The organism is Aquimarina celericrescens (assembly GCF_042682765.1).
Classification (GTDB): Bacteria; Bacteroidota; Bacteroidia; order Flavobacteriales; family Flavobacteriaceae; genus Aquimarina; species Aquimarina celericrescens.
Genome location: NZ_JBHUHY010000011.1, coordinates 117,308 through 135,118 on the forward strand (window position 1 = coordinate 117,308; position 17,811 = coordinate 135,118).

Sequence of the window (17,811 nt, forward strand, 5' to 3'; positions counted from 1 at the left end):
CTTACTTATATTTGAAGATATCGAGTAAGCCTTTTTTAAAGTTTACATGAAGTATTGTAAAGCATATTATTTCTTTTTAATGATATTCTGTTTCTCCTGCGGAAGCTTGATTAAAAACACAAAAAATACCCCGGAAAGAGAATTTCGCGGAGTATGGATTGCTTCGGTAGTTAATATCGACTGGCCAAAAAGTGGAAAAGACTCCATAAAAAAGCAGCAAAACGACTTTATTGAGATTTTAGAATTTTACAGAAAATTACATTTCAACGCAGTTATTGTCCAGATTCGTACAGCCGGTGATGCTTTGTACCCTTCAAAATTAGCCCCTTGGTCACGATTCTTAACAGGAAAAGAAGGTGTGCCGCCACGTCCCTATTACGACCCATTGACCTGGATGATCAGTGAATCTCATCAACGAGGATTCGAATTTCATGCATGGCTCAACCCTTATCGAGCCACTTTTGATTTAGACACAAGCATTCTTGATCAAACCCATGATTATCATCTGCATCCTGAATGGATGATCAAATATGGAAAAAAATATTATTACAACCCTGGATTACCAGGGGTACAACAACATCTGGTTTCTGTAATTAATGAAGTTGTTAAAAATTACGATATTGATGCCATTCATTTTGATGATTATTTTTATCCCTACAAAATCAAAGATGAAGTTTTTGATGACCAGCTATCCTATCAGCAGTATGCTAAGTCTGACCAATCTATAGAAGATTGGCGAAGAGAAAATGTAAATACCTTAATTCGCAGTATCCATACAAATATCAAAGCTCGAAAACCGTGGGTACAATTTGGTATTAGTCCGTTTGGGGTATGGCGTAATAAATCGGTAGATCCTGCAGGTTCTGATACCGAAGCTGGGCAAACTACCTATGACGATTTGTACGCCGATCCACTGACCTGGATGCAGAAAGGGTGGATCGATTATTTAGCTCCTCAAGTTTACTGGAGTCTTAATCATCCGAAAGCTTCTTACAAAAAACTAGTTCGATGGTGGAATGAAAACAATAACAGCACTAATATCTATATCGGCAATGGAGCTTATAAAGTTAGAAATAACCCTGATAGGGCCTGGAATAAGAAAAAACAATTATCTAAACAGATAAAACTGGCAAGAAAAGCCGATAATATCTCTGGAAATATATTTTTCAGTGCCAAATCATTACTTCATCAACACAATGATATTACAGCACAATTATCAAAAAACATCTATCAACAGCCATCCCTACCTCCTTCTCACGTTAAGGAGAAAAGAATCGACATTGCCCCCAAATTTTCCTCGAGAAAAGTCTATAAAGATTCTGTAACACTTTTTTTCAAAAATGATACAACGACAACCTTACGTGCTGTAATAGTTTATCATTCCAAGAATAATATGAGTATATTTCCTCCCAAAATTATTAACGAACATATTGTGATAACAGTCCCGATATCTATGACAACAAACAAGAAACCCATTACCATTACGTATTTGGATATTTATAGAAGGGAGAGTACCCCTTATCAATTTAATACTATGCTAATCCGTAATACCGAAGCTAATGAATGATATGCTTGTAAGGCTGGTTTCACTTCCGGACATCACTAATACTGAAAAGGTTTTAAAAGAAAAAGAACAGGTAATCTTTAGAAGGCCCATTGCTCCCGAAAAATCCATAGTTACACAATGGGTTTGCAAATATTTTAGCAGTAATTGGGCAGATGAAGTTGACGTAGCATTTTCCAGAATTCCGATAAGTTGTTTCATAGCGCAGAGAGGACAAGAAATAATAGGGTTCTCTTGCTATGAATGTACTGCCAAAAACTTCTTTGGCCCAACTGGAATTATAGAAAAAGAAAGAGGTAAAAGCATCGGAAAAGTATTATTAATTAAAGCTCTGCTCGCATTGAAGGAACTAGGATATGGATATGCCATTATAGGAGGTGTGGGGCCTGTAGAATATTATCAAAAGACTGTTAATGCAATAGTAATCGATGGATCACAAGTAAGTGTCTATCAACATATGCTAAAAAATAATTCATGACAGAACAACAGATAGACAAAAGACCCTGGGCGTGGGTACCCGCATTGTATTTTACCGAAGGATTGCCTTATGTGATTATTATATCTCTTTCCGTTATCATGTATAAGAAATTGGGAATCAGTAATGCCGATATTGGTATTTATACAAGTTGGTTATATCTACCTTGGGTAATAAAACCATTATGGAGCCCGATTGTAGATCTTAAAAGCACCAAACGTAAGTGGTTTCTGGGAATGCAATTGCTTGTAGCGATTGCTTTTTTAGGTGTTGGGCTAACGATTCCCACCAATAATTTCTTAATACTTAGCATTGCTTGTTTTTGGATAGCGGCATTTGCCTCTGCAACAAACGATATTGCATCAGATGGATACTACCTTATTGCCCTTTCAGAGAAAAAACAATCCTTTTTTTTAGGAGTACGCAGTACATTTTACCGATTAGCCATGGTCACCGGACAAGGATTGCTTGTTGTACTCGCCGGATTTCTGGAAAGCTTTTATGGTGATAATCATAAAGCATGGTCATTTACTATGATCATTATAGCCGTCTTAATGATTGTACTTACTCTGGTTAATTTATTCGCCATTCCAAAAGTAGAAAATGATATAAGTACCGTTGAAAAAGAAAAAATCAACTTTATAGATGTATTTATAACTTTCTTTCAAAAGAAATACATCTGGATCTCGCTGGCGTTTATTTTGGTATATCGCTTGGGAGAATCACAACTTGTAAAAATGGCCTCCCCCTTTTTATTGGACAGCACAGAAACCGGCGGATTAGCATTATCCACGGCAGAAGTAGGTACTATTTATGGTACATTTGGCATTATTGCGCTAACCCTTGGTGGAATTTTAGGAGGCATTGTCATTTCGATGCATGGACTAAAAAAGTGGATGCTCCCCATGATCCTAGCGTTAAACCTTCCTAACCTTTTATATGCATTATTGGCATTTTGGCAACCATCTTCGGTAGTTTTTGCTACATCGGTAGTGATCATAGAACAATTTGGATATGGATTTGGATTTGCCGCCTATTTAATGTTTTTGATTTATGTGGCCGAAGGCGTTTCAAAAACTTCTCACTATGCCATTGCAACCGGTTTTATGGCATTGGGGATGATGCTTCCTGGTATGCTAAGCGGAATCATACAGGAATTTCTGGGGTATACAGGCTTCTTTCTTTGGGTAGCGATTTCAGCAATACCTGGAATCCTACTTACCTGGTTCATTAAATATCCTGTTGATTACGGAAAAAAAGACAAAAGCTAAATGATCATGCTCGAAGACAACTTAGAGAACCTCTCCAAAAGAGAAAAAATCGGACAGTTTTTCTTTCCGGCAGCTTTTATAAATGATTCCCAAGAAGAAATTCAACGTTTAGAAACATTGATCAAAAAATTTCATATTGGCGGACTCACATTTTTTCATAGTCGGGCAAGTGCTGCTACTAATTTTGAAGGGAAGAAAAAAATAACACGAAATGAAAACAGTCTTCAAAGACTTAAAGAATTAATAGAACATTATCAAAGTATTGCTCCTACTCCATTATTAATGAGCATTGATGCCGAATGGGGTTTGGCCATGCGCGTAGAAAACACACCACAATATCCGTATGCACTTACTTTAGGAGCCTTACCAGACCATCAAAATGAGCTTATTTTCCAGACCGGAAAACAAATAGGAAACGATCTTGCCAACATAGGTATACATATAAATTTAGCCCCTGTTGCTGATATTAATATGAATACAGATAATCCGGTGATTGGATATCGCTCCTTTGGCGAAAATAAAGTGAAGGTAAGCCAAAAAGCTTTATCTTTTCATAATGGCACAAAAGAAGCAGGAGTGTTAAGTTGTTTTAAGCATTTTCCCGGGCACGGAGATACCAACGTAGATTCGCATCTCGGGCTTCCGGTAATCAATAAATCCAAAGCCGAGATTTTTGATCAGGAACTCTATCCGTTTATCAAAGCCATCGAATCTGGTATAGACAGTATCATGGTAGGGCATCTGGCAATTCCCAGTTTAAGTAACGGGCAACACATTTCTGCAACCCTATCCAAAGATATTAGTAAAGGTTTGCTAAGAGAAGAGTTAGGATTTACAGGTGTTGTCATCTCTGATGCATTAAATATGCACAGTGTGTCTAAGCTATACCAAGAAAAAGGACTTCTGGAATGGAAAGCCTTTGATGCAGGTAACGATATCTTGTGTTTTTCGGAACATGTAGAGGAAGGGATTCAGATGATTGGAAAAAAAGCCTCAGATCATCAAGTTGAAGCTAGTTTCAATAGAATTTGGAAAATGAAACAAAAAGCATTTTCGCTTCAGAGGTCAAGTATCGCGCCTGCAACATCGAAGGTACATTCAGTGTTAAATCAAAAAATTGCACAGCAGACCATTACCATGATAAAAGGCTCGCCCCAAACCCTAGAAAAATTTAAAACCGTAACCTTTGAAGCTATTTGTATCGGAAAACCAATATGTACTTTCTTTGATACTATTGAAGGTCATATAAACTTTAAAAAATACGAATATCACGAAGAAGATATTTCAGAATATAACACAAAGAATATACTTATTGCATTATTTCCACCTTCGGTGAAACCTATACATAATTTTGGACTTGAGCGGAAAATGATAGACTATATTCAAAACCTCAGTGAATCGAACCAAGTAACTTTATATTTATTTGGTAATCCATATGTATTAAGAGTTTTGAATATAGCACAGATTGAAAATATAATCCTTGCTTATCAGGATTTCAAAGAATTTCAAGAAGTAGCGGGGCAACATTTTTTGGGTAAACAAAAGGCCAATGGAAATATTCCCGTAACACTTTAAAATTGGTAGAAGATGACAAACACGTCAATTTTTGAATCTTGGTTGACCAATGCAAAGGAATGGATCCGTGTGATTGACAATGGGACTATTCTGTCGAGAGTTTATACTAATCCAGCGATTGTAAATCAGGTTAAAAAGCATTCTTTTACAAAAATCCTTGATGTAGGCTGTGGTGAGGGTTGGCTTACCCGGGCATTATCAGATCAAGCTACAGAAGTAGTAGGCATCGACGCTATAGATACTCTTATCGAAAATGCACGGCAAAAAGGACCACAATATTTCTACAAGCTAACCTATGAAGAAATTATAAGTGGAGCCGCAATACCCAAATCTCCTCATGATGGTATAGTATTTAACTTTAGCTTATATCAAAAAGAAGAAGTTCAGGATTTGTTGAACGCCCTAAAAAGAATACTTACCCCAAATGGCAAAATAATCATCCAAACGTTACATCCATACTTTTTGAAGCATCAAGAGGCAACCTACAGCAGCCAATGGATTGAGGATTCATGGAAGGGACTTCCTGGTACTTTTAAAGATCCACACGCATGGTATGCCAGAACTCTTGAAGATTGGATTGAAGTATTTAACAATTGTAGTTTATCGATTGAGGATATTACCGAAGTAACTAATGATCAAGATACCTTGTTATCAATAATTTTTACCTTGCACTATGTCAAAAACACAACTATATAAGGTTATTGGTTTAATGTCTGGAACATCTCTAGATGGCTTGGATATTGCCTATTGCCATTTTGAAAGGAAAAATGATTCCTGGTCTTTTTCGATAGAAAAAACTGAAAGTATTGATTATACTTCAGAATTTAAAGAAAAATTAAAAAACACGGTGCACCTTGAAGCTTCAAAACTATTGGCTTTTCATAACGACTATGGTAATTGGCTGGGAGAACAAGTCAAAAAATTTATCGACAGGAACCAAATAAATATAGATTTTATTGCCAGTCACGGGCATACTGTTTTTCATCAACCCGAAATTGGTCTTACCTATCAGATAGGATCTGGACAACATCTTGCAAACGCTAGTGGGCAAAAAGTAATTTGTGATTTTAGAACCAACGATGTGGCCTTAGGCGGTCAGGGTGCTCCGCTAGTTCCTATTGGTGATAAATTACTATTCGAAGAGTATGATTTTTGTTTAAACCTAGGCGGAATCAGCAATATTTCGTTTGAAGATGAAGGAAAAAGAATTGCCTATGACATCTCTCCAGTGAATATGCTTCTTAATCATATTTGTAAAAAAATTGATCTTGACTATGATCAAGGAGGTAAAATTGCTGCTACCGGAGCAATTAATAATGATATATTAGAGCAACTAAATTCATTACCCTATTATAAATTACCCTATCCAAAATCTTTGGGATATGAGTGGTTTGAAAAAAATATGATTTCGATCATTGATAATTCCCAAGATACAGCACAAAACTTATTACATACTTCAGTATATCATATTGCCTCGCAAATAGGAATGGATATCAAGAATACTCAAAAGAAAAATGCAAAAGTATTAGTCACTGGTGGCGGTGCGAAAAACGAGTTTTTGATCGAAACTCTTCAAGATAAAGTAAAAGATATGGCACAAATTATAACGCCTGCAGTAGAAATTATAGATTTTAAGGAGGCGATGATTTTTGCTTTTATGGGTGTATTACGAGATATCAATGAAGTCAATTGTCTAAAGTCTGTAACTGGAGCCCAAAGGGATTCGTCTTCTGGAGTACTATATTATCCATTATAAATTACGTTTACCTGTTTATCTTATTATGAAGCTAATAATCGAATATTTATGTATTCGCAAAAACTCATATACTCAAAAACTAAATAACTCAATAACTATTTCTAAATTTGCCAAAAAAACGAAAAAATGCTCATTATTGGTATTGCCGGAGGAACAGGTTGTGGAAAAACCACAGTCGTTAATCAAATTGTAAATGAACTTCCAGAAAATGAAGTATGTGTCATCTCACAAGACTCATATTATAAAGATACCAGTCATTTAACTTATGAAGAAAGGGTAAAAATCAATTTTGACCATCCTCAATCAATAGATTTTGAACTACTAGGAAAACATCTTGCCGCATTAAGAAAAGGAGAAACGATAGATCAGCCTGTATACTCTTTTGTAGAACATAATCGTACCAAAGAAACCCATAGTACAAAACCAAGCAAGGTAATTATTGTAGAAGGGATTCTAATACTCACTAATCCTCAAATAAGAGATATGTTTGACATTAAAATCTATGTCCACACCGATAGTGATGAAAGGTTGATTCGACGTTTAAAAAGAGATATTGCAGAGCGCGGTAGAGATATGGATGAAGTTTTAGATCGATACCAAAACACCTTAAAACCTATGCATCAGCAGTTCATTGATCCCACCAAAGAATTTGCCGATCTCATCATCCCTAACAATAATTACAATAATGTAGCGGTTGATATTGTACGCACCATTATTAAAGAACGCTTGAATTAACTTTTGTACCTTTACAGCAAACATCACCTTAAGTAAATTGAAGCTTAAAAGTTATTTACAAAAATTAAAAAACAAACCGGCACTAATACCGATATTTGCCATATTTCTTAATAAATATGTGCTTATTGTATTGCTTTTTGTGATTTGGATGCTCTTTCTGGATACTAACTCATGGCTTATACATCGTGAATTGGATCAAGAAATTCAGGAACTAGAGGATAATAAAGAATATTACATAAAAGAGATCATAAAGGATCAAAAAGATATCAAAGTATTAAAAGATAGTAGTGAGCTTGAAAAATTTGCTCGAGAAGAATATTTTATGAAACGTGACGATGAAGAGATTTACATCATCGAATACGAAGATAGCGTTCCTAAAACCAAAAAAAATGACTAAACCCTTATTTGACAGTTTTGATGAAGTCTCTGCCAAACAGTGGAAGCAAAAAATTCAATTTGATCTTAAAGGTGCAGATTATAATGAAGCCTTAATTTTCAAATCTTTAGAAGGTATAGACATTAAACCTTTTTATAATCACGAGGATCTTTTCGAAATAAATAATCCCGTTTCTCATCCTTCCAACTGGAGAAATTCTATCAAGATAGAGGTAAAAGAGGCCGAAAAAGGAAATCGAAAGGCAATAAAAGCTATTCAAAAAGGAGCAGAAAGTATCTTTTTTGTAGTTCAAAAAGAAGAGGTGAATCCTAAGGATCTTCTACAAAACATTACCGCTGAAACTCCTCTTTTTATAAAAACCGAATTTCTTTCAACATCATATATCAATATTTTAAATGATATCGCCAAAACTAAAAAGTTGGATATTTATCTTTTTACTGATATTATAAATAGACTTGCAAGTACAGGCAATTGGTTTAAAAATTTAATGGAAGATCATCAAGCCCTAGAAGAAATTACTAAATACCCATCGTTAAAGGGTACTTTGAGTATAGACATAAGTCTCTATCAAAATGCAGGCGCTACAATGACACAACAGTTAGCATACGCTTTAGCACATGCCAATGAATATTTAAATCATTTTGAAAATAAAAACAAGAATCCATTTAAGGAAACCAAAATTACGTTTAAAGTAGCCGTAGGCGGAAATTATTTTTTCGAAATTGCAAAGCTTCGTGCACTTAGAATGCTGTGGAGTGCTTTAGCTTCAGAATATAATGTTATCGAAGAGTGCTTTATAATGGCATTTCCTTCACATCGTAACAAAACAATTTTGGATTACAATGTAAATATGCTTCGCACTACTACCGAGTGTATGAGTGCTATCTTAGGAGGAGCAGATACCATATATAATATTCCTTATGATGATATTTATAATCTGGAAAACGATTTTGGCATAAGGATTTCGTTAAATCAATTATTGATCCTAAAAAATGAAAGCTACTTTGATTTGGTAGAAAATCCTGCGTCTGGTTCTTATTATATAGAAGCTCTTACTCATCAATTAGCAGAACATGCCCTAACATTATTCAAAAATATTGAGCAAGGTGGTGGGTTCTTGAATCAATTGAAATCCGGAAATATACAGCGAAAGATAAAAGAGAGCGCTCAAAAAGAACAAGAACTTTTCGATAAAGAAAAGATTATTTTAACAGGTTCTAATAAATATCAAAACACCAAAGAGGTTATTCCTGAATTTCAAAAAACAGTTTTTCTAGAGAAAAAACCTAGAAAAACTCTCCTTGAACCTGTGATAACAAGGAGACTGAGTGAGCTTTTAGAGAAAAATCTTTAACAAAATGTTAATATTTGCTAACTAATTACTAACTTGCGGCTAAATTTGTAAAACTTAGCCTATACATTAACTTTACTAAATCTTAATCAATGCCCCTAATGATTAGATTAAAAGCGATGTTTATAGTATTGCTTTTATCATCCTTTACTTCATATACCCAATCAGGAATCGATTGTCTTACTATTGACGCAAGTGGTCTATCCAAAAAGGCCTTCGAATCGTTTGAAAAAGACCTATTTACTTATTATAAGTTTGGGAATGATTCTATTAAAACATATAGAACTTTTTTGGCCGAGGTAGCCAGTCTATCCTTAGATCTTAGAAAATTTCCTTCGAGTAATTCAATACAATTAACCCGTGAATTTAAGAAAGCAGCTACTGGTAAGAATTCACTTTGGATTAAATTAAGTGAGTATGAAAATCAGGAAGCCGTCAAGAAATCTAATCCGTCGGCTCAGGGTAATAAAAATGAACAGGAAATTATGATATTTAATTACCGTGGCGGTCTCATACAATGTCTTAAAAACACTAGTGGTAGTGATGATTTTAAAGAAATTATTGATACTCTTGAAGGAGATGGAAATGTAAGTACCTCCATTATAGCCCAAAGAATTTATTATATCCCGGATAATAAGTTTAGAACCAATCAGATTAAAAAGTTTATTGCATTCGATATTTACTATTCAATACTTATGGTAATCGAAAAAGCTTTTTAATGTCTTATTTTTATATTATTCTTATCAAACAGTTCTTTTTTTTTATAAAAACCACTCTAAAAGCTTAATTTTACGACGCTATTAAATTTAGCATTCTAAAAGGCAGCTTTAAATAATGAGTAGAAAAAATATACAAGGTTTAGAAGTACCAAAAGGAACAATATCTAAGAACAAATCACAAAATCCAATCTTCACTACATCCGAAGGAATTGATGTAAAATCTTTTTATACAAAGGATGATATTGACAATTTAGACCACCTTAATTTTTCTGCTGGTATCCCACCATATTTAAGAGGACCATATTCCACGATGTATGTGCGCAGACCTTGGACTATTCGACAATATGCTGGTTTTTCTACGGCAGAAGAAAGCAATGCTTTTTATCGCAGAAATCTTGCAGCGGGTCAAAAAGGATTATCTGTAGCTTTTGATCTTGCCACCCATAGAGGGTATGATAGTGATCACGAAAGAGTTGTTGGAGATGTAGGTATGGCCGGAGTTGCGATAGACTCTGTCGAGGATATGAAAGTACTTTTTGATCAGATTCCACTCGATAAAATGTCAGTTTCAATGACTATGAATGGTGCCGTGTTACCTATTATGGCTTTTTACATTGTTGCTGCAGAAGAACAAGGTGTTGATCAAAATCTATTATCAGGAACGATACAAAATGACATCCTGAAGGAATTTATGGTGCGTAATACTTATATATATCCTCCTACTCCATCAATGCGAATTATTAGCGATATATTTAAATATTGCTCCAAAAATATGCCCAAATTTAACCCGATCAGTATCTCTGGGTATCATATGCAAGAGGCCGGTGCCACTTGCGACATTGAGTTGGCGTATACCCTAGCCGATGGATTGGAGTATATAAGAAAAGGGATAGAAGCGGGTCTGGATATTGATTCCTTTGCCCCTCGCCTATCGTTCTTTTGGGCAATTGGCATGAATCACTTTATGGAAATAGCAAAAATGAGAGCGGCTAGAATGCTTTGGGCAAAATTAATTAAACAGTTTGACCCAAAGAATCCAAAATCTTTAATGCTTCGTACACATTGTCAAACCAGCGGATGGAGCTTGACAGCGCAAGATCCCTTTAATAATGTAGCTCGAACGTGTATTGAAGCCAGTGCCGCTGCTTTTGGAGGAACTCAAAGTTTACATACCAATGCGCTGGATGAAGCAATAGCTTTACCAACAGATTTTTCGGCCAGAATTGCTAGAAATACTCAAATCTATCTTCAGGAAGAAACCAATATAACACGTACAGTAGACCCTTGGGCAGGGAGTTATTATGTAGAATCCCTCACCCATGATATTGCAGAAAAAGCCTGGAAACTCATTCAAGAAGTTGAAGAACTGGGCGGAATGACAAAAGCTATTGAAGCTGGAATACCAAAAATGAGGATTGAAGAAGCTGCTGCACGTAAACAAGCTCGAATTGACAGCGAACAAGATGTCATTATTGGAGTAAATAAATTTAAGTTAGAAGAAGAAGATCCTATCAGCACATTAAAAGTAGATAATCAAGCCGTACGAGCACAACAAATAGAAGGCTTAGAAAAGATAAAAGCAAAAAGAGATGAGCAAGCGGTGCAAACTGCTCTGGCCAATTTGACGAAGGCTGCTTTAGATACTGACCAAAATTTATTAGTTTTAGCAGTAGAAGCTGCAAAATTAAGAGCCACGCTTGGAGAAATAAGTGATGCTCTAGAAAAACAATTTGGAAGATACAAGGCACAAATTAAAACATTTACGGGAGTGTATGCCAGAGAAATAAAAAATGATGAGTCTTTTAATAAGGCAAGAGAGTTAGCCAATGCGTTTGCAGAGTTAGAAGGTCGTAGACCTAGAATTATGATTGCAAAAATGGGGCAGGATGGTCATGATCGTGGTGCAAAGGTAGTTGCCACTAGTTATGCCGATGTTGGTTTTGATGTAGACATAGGGCCTCTATTTCAAACTCCAAAGGAAGCTGCAAAACAGGCAGTTGAAAATGATGTACATATTGTTGGTGTATCTTCACTTGCAGGAGGGCACAAAACATTAGTTCCTCAAATTGTCGAAGAACTTAAAAAATATGGGCGCGAGGATATCATGATCATTGTAGGTGGTGTGATTCCTCCCGATGACTACGATTTCTTATTCGACGCTGGCGCAGTTGCTGTTTTTGGCCCTGGAACCAAAATCAGTGATGCAGCTATCACCATCCTAGAAATTCTTATTTCTACTTTTGAATAGCTGACAAAAATACTATGCGCGCATAGTATTAAAATATAAATCGTAACTTTCAAAAAAATATTGATAATTGTACCTATATGAATTATAAAAATAAAATGCTTCGTGAAGGAGCGCTAAAAGGAAAAAACATAGTAGTTACCGGCGGTGGTAGCGGATTAGGAAAATCGATGACCAAGTACTTTCTTGAACTTGGAGCCAAAGTAGCCATAACTTCGCGTGATCTAGAAAAATTACAAAATACAGCCAAGGAGCTCGAGGCTGAAACTGGGGGAACCTGCTTACCAGTACAATGTGATGTTCGAGAATATGATCAAGTTGAAGCAATGAAAGAGAAAGTTCTAGATGCATTTGGCACTGTAGATGTACTATTGAATAATGCGGCTGGAAATTTTATTTCTCCCACCGAGCGCCTATCTCATCGTGCCTTTGACATTATAATTGATATTGTTCTCAAAGGAACTAAAAATTGTACATTAGCTTTTGGTAAACACTGGATCGATACTAAATACAAAAATACCACTGTACTCAATATTGTTACTACATATGCTTGGACAGGATCGGCCTATGTAGTACCCAGTGCCACTGCAAAAGCTGGTGTTCTCGCCATGACCAGATCACTGGCTGTAGAATGGGCGAAATACGGAATGCGTTTTAACGCTATTGCCCCTGGCCCCTTCCCCACCAAAGGTGCTTGGGACAGATTACTACCTGGGGACTTAAAGGACAAAATTGATATGAAAAATCAAGTTCCTCTTGGTCGTGTGGGAGATCATCAGGAACTTGCAAATCTGGCAGCTTATCTGGTATCAGATTTCTCTGCTTACATCAACGGTGAGGTAGTTACTCTGGACGGTGGCGAATGGTTAAAAGGTGCAGGCCAATTTAATATGCTTGAACAAATTCCTGAAGAAATGTGGGATCAGTTGGAGGCTATGATTCGCGCTAAAAAAAATAAATAATTATTTATTAACAATCCTAAAAGTTCATAAGACCATTCTAAAAGGGGAATGGTCTTTTTTGTTGCTCTCTGTTAACATTTTTCATTTTTATAATATATAATAAATTGTATTTTTACCTCCTAAATCCAAATCTTCCCCTATGGGTAAAATAATAGCGATTGCCAATCAAAAAGGTGGCGTGGGTAAAACCACCACCTCAGTAAATTTAGCAGCTTCTCTAGGTGTACTAGAGAAAAAAGTATTACTTATTGACGCAGATCCTCAAGCCAATGCGACTTCTGGGTTAGGGCTGGATGTAGAATCTATAGAAAAAGGCACTTACCAGATTCTAGAGCATACGCTAAAGCCTGAAGATGCCATTATGGAAACCAGTTCTCCTAATGTACACATCATTCCTGCACATATCGACCTGGTGGCTATAGAGATAGAATTGGTTGATAAAGATGAAAGGGAGTATATGTTAAAAAAAGCAATTCAAGGACTTAAGTCTCAATATGACTATATACTCATAGATTGTGCACCGTCACTTGGATTATTAACACTAAATGCTCTTACTGCGGCAGATTCGGTTATGATCCCTATTCAGTGTGAGTATTTTGCATTAGAAGGGCTAGGTAAACTTTTAAATACGATAAAAAGTGTACAGAAAGTACACAATGAAAAACTCGACATAGAAGGATTACTACTTACAATGTATGATTCTAGATTAAGGCTGTCAAACCAAGTCGTTGAAGAGGTACAAAAACACTTTAATGAGATGGTGTTTAAAACAATCATTCAAAGAAACATACGTTTAAGTGAAGCACCTAGTTATGGTGAGAGTATAATAAACTATGATGCTGCTAGTAAAGGAGCTAGTAATTACTTAAGTTTGGCTCACGAAATAATTAAGAAAAACAGTTAAGGATTCATGGCGAAGGCAACAAAAAAACAAGCTTTGGGAAGAGGACTTTCAGCATTGCTGAAAGATCCCGATAATGATATAAAATCAGTTGACGATAAAAATGCTGATAAAGTAGTTGGTAATATCATAGAATTAGAGCTAGATAGTATTGATGTTAATCCATTTCAGCCACGTACTAGTTTTAATGATGAAACATTGCGCGAACTTGCTACCTCTATAAAAGAAGTTGGGGTTATACAGCCTATTACCGTACGTAAACTGGATTTTAATACCTTTCAGCTAGTTAGTGGTGAACGTCGTTTTCGTGCTTCCAAATTAGCAGGATTAAAAACAATTCCTGCATACATTCGCATTGCCAATGATCAAGAGTCATTAACCATGGCGCTTGTAGAAAATATTCAACGACAAGATCTTGATCCTATAGAAATAGCCTTATCATATCAAAGATTGATTGATGAGATAAGTCTTACTCAAGAACAGTTAAGTGATAGAGTTGGTAAAAAAAGATCTACTATAGCCAATTATCTCAGACTGCTGAAATTAGATCCAATCGTGCAAACTGGTATGCGCGATGGATTTATCTCAATGGGACATGGTCGTGCTTTGATTAACATAGAAGATCAACAGCAACAATTGGATATCTACGAAAAAATAATTAGTAAATCTTTATCTGTACGTGATACAGAGAATTTAGTACGGTCATTACACAGTAAATCAGAAAAGCCTAATGCCGTTTCTACTCCGGGTGCTTTACCAAAACATATTGCCAAAGGAGTAAAAGATTTTTCTGAATATTTTGGCGCAAAAATTGATGTAAAAGTTTCCAGCAAAGGAAGTGGTAAATTAATAATCCCTTTTTCCTCTGAAGAAGATTTTAACCGTTTAAAGAAACTTATCAATAGTGAAGATTAAATGCGCCTATATAATTTTTATATTACTTTTTTCTGTTCAAAGTATAATTTCTCAAGAAAATGAGGAATTGAAAGTTACTACCGAAGATGTTGCCGTTAAAAAGAAGAAAAAAAGAGAGAAAAAGATAAGACCATACGAGCCATTAGCTCCTGCTCGTGCCGCATTTTATTCTGCAGTACTCCCTGGATTAGGACAAGCATATACCAAAAAATATTGGAAAATACCTATTGTGTATGCCGCGATAGGAGCAGGTGTTTATTTTTATCTAGAGAATAATGGTAGATACAATGATTTAAGAGATGCCTACAAAAGACGATTAGCAGGCTTTAATGACGATGAATTCCCTCAATTTACTGAAGATCAATTAATTGATCTTCAAGATCGTTTTCGTCGTGATCAGGAATTATCATTGTTACTCACAGCTGCAGCCTATCTTTTAAACATTGTGGACGCTAATGTTACAGCTCATTTACAACAATATAATATTACTGAAGATCTTTCCTTCAAACCTAAGGTAAATTTTGATGACTTTAATACAGGACTTAACTATGGGGTCTCATTCAACTATAGTTTTTAAAAAGAATTGTGACACAAAAATAATCAATTAAAAAATGAAAATTGCATTACTAGGATATGGCAAGATGGGTAAAACCATCGAAAAAATTGCCATAGAGAGAGGTCACATCATTGTTCTTAAAGTAGACAAAGACGATACTTCATACGACGTTTCTCAAGCAGATGTGGCTATAGATTTTAGTATTCCTGCGGCTGCAGTAAATAATATTACCAATTGTTTTAATGCTAATGTACCTGTAATATCAGGAACTACAGGATGGTTAGATCATTACGAGACTATGGTGGATTTGTGTAAAGAAAAGAACGGGAGTTTTATCTATTCATCCAATTATAGTCTGGGAGTTAATCTATTCTTTGAGCTCAACAAGAAATTAGCAAAAATGATGAGTACTGTAGAAGGGTATGATGTTGCCATGGAAGAAATTCATCATACTGAAAAATTAGATGCTCCAAGTGGTACCGCTATTACTCTAGCAGAGGGAATCATTGAGATCAGTGATAAAAAATCATGGAAACTTGATACTGGAGATCATAATACTATCTGTATAACCTCAAAAAGGATTGACAAAGTTCCCGGTACGCATACAGTTACCTACTCATCAAAAGTAGATGATATAGAGATTACACATACGGCTCATAATCGTAGTGGGTTTGCTCTTGGAGCAGTGATTGCAGCAGAATGGTTACAGGGCAAAAAAGGAATTTTCGGTATGAAAGACGTTTTAGGATTATAAAAACTGTAACGCTTTACAAATTAAAAGTACTTATACTACAAAATACGTTAAAAGATGATACTTACAGAATGGTTTATTTTCTTCCTGGTATTACAGGTTATTCACTTTTTAGGAACATGGAAACTATATATTAAAGCAGGTCGACAAGCCTGGGAAGCCGCTGTTCCTGTATATAATGCTGTGATTTTGATGAAAATCATAAATCGACCATGGTGGTGGGTGGTATTACTTTTCATCCCAGTGATTAATGTAATCATGCTTCCTGTAATATGGGTAGAAACAATAAGAAGTTTTGGTAGAAATTCTACTCAAGATACAGTTCTTGTCATTCTTACTCTTGGATTCTACATATTTTATTTGAACTATATGGTAGATGTGTCCCACATAGAAAATCGAGATTTAAAACCAAAAACTGCTGTAGGAGAATGGATTAGTTCAATTTTATTTGCTGTGGTTGCTGCCACTATTGTTCATACTTATTTTATGCAACCCTACACCATTCCTACAGGATCCTTGGAGAGAACATTGCTGGTTGGAGATTTTTTATTCGTAAGTAAATTTCACTATGGAGCTCGTACTCCTATGACAGCAGTATCCTTCCCCATGGTTCATGATACAATTCCATTAGTACGAACAAAATCTTATTTAAGTAAACCACAATACCCATACTTCAGACTACCCGGTTTTCAAGATATTGATCGTAATGACATCGTAGTGTTCAGCTGGCCTGTTGATACTGTGAGTAAATTCAGAGATCAATCCAATAAAGGATATTATAAACCTATCGATAAAAAATCAAATTATGTAAAACGCTGTGTCGGAATACCGGGAGATACACTAGCCGTAATAGACGGGTACGTCTATATTAATGGTGAAAAGAATGAATTACCAGACCGTGCGCAAATACAGTTTTCTTATGTCGGAACTCCGAAAGGAAGTAATTTCAATTCCCAAAACCTATACAACCGCTATAATATAAAACCAGGAGAATTTGGTTTTACCAGCCAAACAGAATTTAGAGCTGCTGGAATGACAGAAGATGCTGCCGCTAAATTTAAAAGTCATCCAAGTGTGGCATCTTTGCGAAGAAATATAACTCCTAAGGGAGAAAAAGAATATGGTATTTTTCCTAATAATGGTAAAGTAAACTGGAACAGAGACAATTTCGGTCCGATCTACATTCCAGAAGCTGGAAAAACCATTAAAATGGATCTTAATAATTTTTCTTTATATAGAAGAATTATTGAGGTATACGAAGGATCAGAGCTTGGTATTGATAACAAATTATCTGTAAACGGAACTCAGGTATTATTGAATGGTGATCCAATTGACAGCTATACCTTTAAACAGGACTACTATTGGATGATGGGTGATAATCGGCATAATAGTGAAGATAGTCGTGCCTGGGGATATGTACCTGCAAATCATATCGTAGGTAAACCCGTATTTGTATGGTTTAGCTGGGATACCAATGCCAAAGGACTTTTTAATAAAATACGATGGGAGCGTATGTTTACAACAGTTGGTGGTAGTGGACAACCTATTTCTTATTTTAAATATTTCTTAATCGTACTATTTGGATGGATTATATACAACCAATACCGTAAAAGAAAGAAAGGCGCATAACATCAAAAA

General features: G+C 35.6%; 17 protein-coding genes. All 17 read left to right on the forward strand.

The genetic code is table 11. The annotated features are described in order from the left end of the window. Positions 1 to 46 precede the first annotated feature (46 nt). The 17 genes from ACFSJT_RS11320 (at position 47) to lepB (ending at position 17,802) form a co-directional block, all read left to right on the forward strand. A complete protein-coding gene (locus tag ACFSJT_RS11320; RefSeq protein ID WP_378320377.1) occupies positions 47 to 1,567 on the forward strand; it encodes a glycoside hydrolase family 10-like protein in 1,521 nt (506 codons plus the stop codon). Further along, on the forward strand, positions 1,560 to 2,042 hold the full coding sequence (locus tag ACFSJT_RS11325; RefSeq protein ID WP_378320378.1) for a hypothetical protein: 483 nt from the start codon (positions 1,560 to 1,562) through the stop codon (positions 2,040 to 2,042). The genes ACFSJT_RS11320 and ACFSJT_RS11325 overlap by 8 nt, the downstream gene beginning before the upstream one ends. Continuing rightward, positions 2,039 to 3,310 carry an MFS transporter gene (locus ACFSJT_RS11330; protein WP_378320379.1) on the forward strand — a complete coding sequence of 424 codons (1,272 nt, stop codon included), beginning with the start codon at positions 2,039 to 2,041 and terminating at the stop codon, positions 3,308 to 3,310. Before ACFSJT_RS11325 ends, ACFSJT_RS11330 begins: the two co-directional genes overlap by 4 nt. 6 nt (positions 3,311 to 3,316) lie before the next feature. Next, positions 3,317 to 4,885, forward strand: coding sequence for a glycoside hydrolase family 3 protein (locus ACFSJT_RS11335; RefSeq protein WP_378320380.1), 1,569 nt, complete (start codon positions 3,317 to 3,319; stop codon positions 4,883 to 4,885). A 12-nt stretch (positions 4,886 to 4,897) separates the two neighbouring features. Then, the gene (locus ACFSJT_RS11340) at positions 4,898 to 5,581 is read left to right on the forward strand and encodes a class I SAM-dependent methyltransferase (RefSeq protein ID WP_378320381.1); all 684 of its coding nucleotides are present in this window, start codon (positions 4,898 to 4,900) and stop codon (positions 5,579 to 5,581) included. Next, a complete protein-coding gene (locus ACFSJT_RS11345) occupies positions 5,559 to 6,641 on the forward strand; it encodes an anhydro-N-acetylmuramic acid kinase (RefSeq protein ID WP_378320382.1) in 1,083 nt (360 codons plus the stop codon). The genes ACFSJT_RS11340 and ACFSJT_RS11345 overlap by 23 nt, the downstream gene beginning before the upstream one ends. 126 nt (positions 6,642 to 6,767) lie before the next feature. Further along, complete coding sequence (gene udk, locus ACFSJT_RS11350; RefSeq protein ID WP_378320383.1) at positions 6,768 to 7,376, forward strand: uridine kinase; 609 nt, start codon at positions 6,768 to 6,770, stop codon at positions 7,374 to 7,376. Between the two features lie 37 nt (positions 7,377 to 7,413). Then, complete coding sequence (locus tag ACFSJT_RS11355; protein WP_378320384.1) at positions 7,414 to 7,773, forward strand: FtsB family cell division protein; 360 nt, start codon at positions 7,414 to 7,416, stop codon at positions 7,771 to 7,773. Further along, the gene (locus ACFSJT_RS11360) at positions 7,766 to 9,127 is read left to right on the forward strand and encodes a methylmalonyl-CoA mutase subunit beta (RefSeq protein ID WP_378320385.1); all 1,362 of its coding nucleotides are present in this window, start codon (positions 7,766 to 7,768) and stop codon (positions 9,125 to 9,127) included. The genes ACFSJT_RS11355 and ACFSJT_RS11360 overlap by 8 nt, the downstream gene beginning before the upstream one ends. Positions 9,128 to 9,225: 98 nt before the next feature. After that, positions 9,226 to 9,843 carry a hypothetical protein gene (locus tag ACFSJT_RS11365; RefSeq protein ID WP_378320386.1) on the forward strand — a complete coding sequence of 206 codons (618 nt, stop codon included), beginning with the start codon at positions 9,226 to 9,228 and terminating at the stop codon, positions 9,841 to 9,843. Between the two features lie 115 nt (positions 9,844 to 9,958). After that, entirely contained in the window at positions 9,959 to 12,091 is a 2,133-nt protein-coding gene (gene scpA / locus ACFSJT_RS11370; protein WP_378320387.1) for a methylmalonyl-CoA mutase, read from the forward strand. 77 nt (positions 12,092 to 12,168) lie between these two features. Further along, the gene (locus tag ACFSJT_RS11375; RefSeq protein ID WP_378320388.1) at positions 12,169 to 13,050 is read left to right on the forward strand and encodes an SDR family oxidoreductase; all 882 of its coding nucleotides are present in this window, start codon (positions 12,169 to 12,171) and stop codon (positions 13,048 to 13,050) included. A 139-nt stretch (positions 13,051 to 13,189) separates the two neighbouring features. Then, positions 13,190 to 13,954: a ParA family protein gene (locus ACFSJT_RS11380; protein ID WP_378320389.1), complete on the forward strand. Its 765-nt coding sequence runs from the start codon at positions 13,190 to 13,192 to the stop codon at positions 13,952 to 13,954. A gap of 6 nt (positions 13,955 to 13,960) precedes the next feature. Next, positions 13,961 to 14,866, forward strand: a complete 906-nt coding sequence (locus tag ACFSJT_RS11385; protein WP_378320390.1) for a ParB/RepB/Spo0J family partition protein — start codon at positions 13,961 to 13,963, stop codon at positions 14,864 to 14,866. A gap of 67 nt (positions 14,867 to 14,933) precedes the next feature. Next, positions 14,934 to 15,443, forward strand: coding sequence for a DUF5683 domain-containing protein (locus tag ACFSJT_RS11390; protein WP_378320391.1), 510 nt, complete (start codon positions 14,934 to 14,936; stop codon positions 15,441 to 15,443). Between the two features lie 34 nt (positions 15,444 to 15,477). Beyond that, positions 15,478 to 16,176: a 4-hydroxy-tetrahydrodipicolinate reductase gene (gene dapB, locus ACFSJT_RS11395; RefSeq protein ID WP_378320392.1), complete on the forward strand. Its 699-nt coding sequence runs from the start codon at positions 15,478 to 15,480 to the stop codon at positions 16,174 to 16,176. Between the two features lie 54 nt (positions 16,177 to 16,230). Further along, positions 16,231 to 17,802 (forward strand): signal peptidase I, encoded by a 1,572-nt coding sequence (gene lepB / locus ACFSJT_RS11400; protein WP_378320393.1) that lies wholly within the window; start codon positions 16,231 to 16,233, stop codon positions 17,800 to 17,802. The last annotated feature ends 9 nt before the right edge of the window (positions 17,803 to 17,811 follow it).

Bases quoted from the DNA above. Each gene is read 5' to 3' on its own strand.
- ACFSJT_RS11320 (WP_378320377.1), top strand. From the start codon at position 47: ATGAAGTATTGTAAAGCATATTATTTCTTTTTAATGATATTCTGTTTC.
- ACFSJT_RS11325 (WP_378320378.1), top strand. From the start codon at position 1,560: ATGAATGATATGCTTGTAAGGCTGGTTTCACTTCCGGACATCACTAAT.
- ACFSJT_RS11330 (WP_378320379.1), top strand. From the start codon at position 2,039: ATGACAGAACAACAGATAGACAAAAGACCCTGGGCGTGGGTACCCGCA.
- ACFSJT_RS11335 (WP_378320380.1), top strand. From the start codon at position 3,317: ATGCTCGAAGACAACTTAGAGAACCTCTCCAAAAGAGAAAAAATCGGA.
- ACFSJT_RS11340 (WP_378320381.1), top strand. From the start codon at position 4,898: ATGACAAACACGTCAATTTTTGAATCTTGGTTGACCAATGCAAAGGAA.
- ACFSJT_RS11345 (WP_378320382.1), top strand. From the start codon at position 5,559: ATGTCAAAAACACAACTATATAAGGTTATTGGTTTAATGTCTGGAACA.
- udk (WP_378320383.1), top strand. From the start codon at position 6,768: ATGCTCATTATTGGTATTGCCGGAGGAACAGGTTGTGGAAAAACCACA.
- ACFSJT_RS11360 (WP_378320385.1), top strand. From the start codon at position 7,766: ATGACTAAACCCTTATTTGACAGTTTTGATGAAGTCTCTGCCAAACAG.
- ACFSJT_RS11365 (WP_378320386.1), top strand. From the start codon at position 9,226: ATGATTAGATTAAAAGCGATGTTTATAGTATTGCTTTTATCATCCTTT.
- scpA (WP_378320387.1), top strand. From the start codon at position 9,959: ATGAGTAGAAAAAATATACAAGGTTTAGAAGTACCAAAAGGAACAATA.
- ACFSJT_RS11375 (WP_378320388.1), top strand. From the start codon at position 12,169: ATGAATTATAAAAATAAAATGCTTCGTGAAGGAGCGCTAAAAGGAAAA.
- ACFSJT_RS11380 (WP_378320389.1), top strand. From the start codon at position 13,190: ATGGGTAAAATAATAGCGATTGCCAATCAAAAAGGTGGCGTGGGTAAA.
- ACFSJT_RS11385 (WP_378320390.1), top strand. From the start codon at position 13,961: ATGGCGAAGGCAACAAAAAAACAAGCTTTGGGAAGAGGACTTTCAGCA.
- dapB (WP_378320392.1), top strand. From the start codon at position 15,478: ATGAAAATTGCATTACTAGGATATGGCAAGATGGGTAAAACCATCGAA.
- lepB (WP_378320393.1), top strand. From the start codon at position 16,231: ATGATACTTACAGAATGGTTTATTTTCTTCCTGGTATTACAGGTTATT.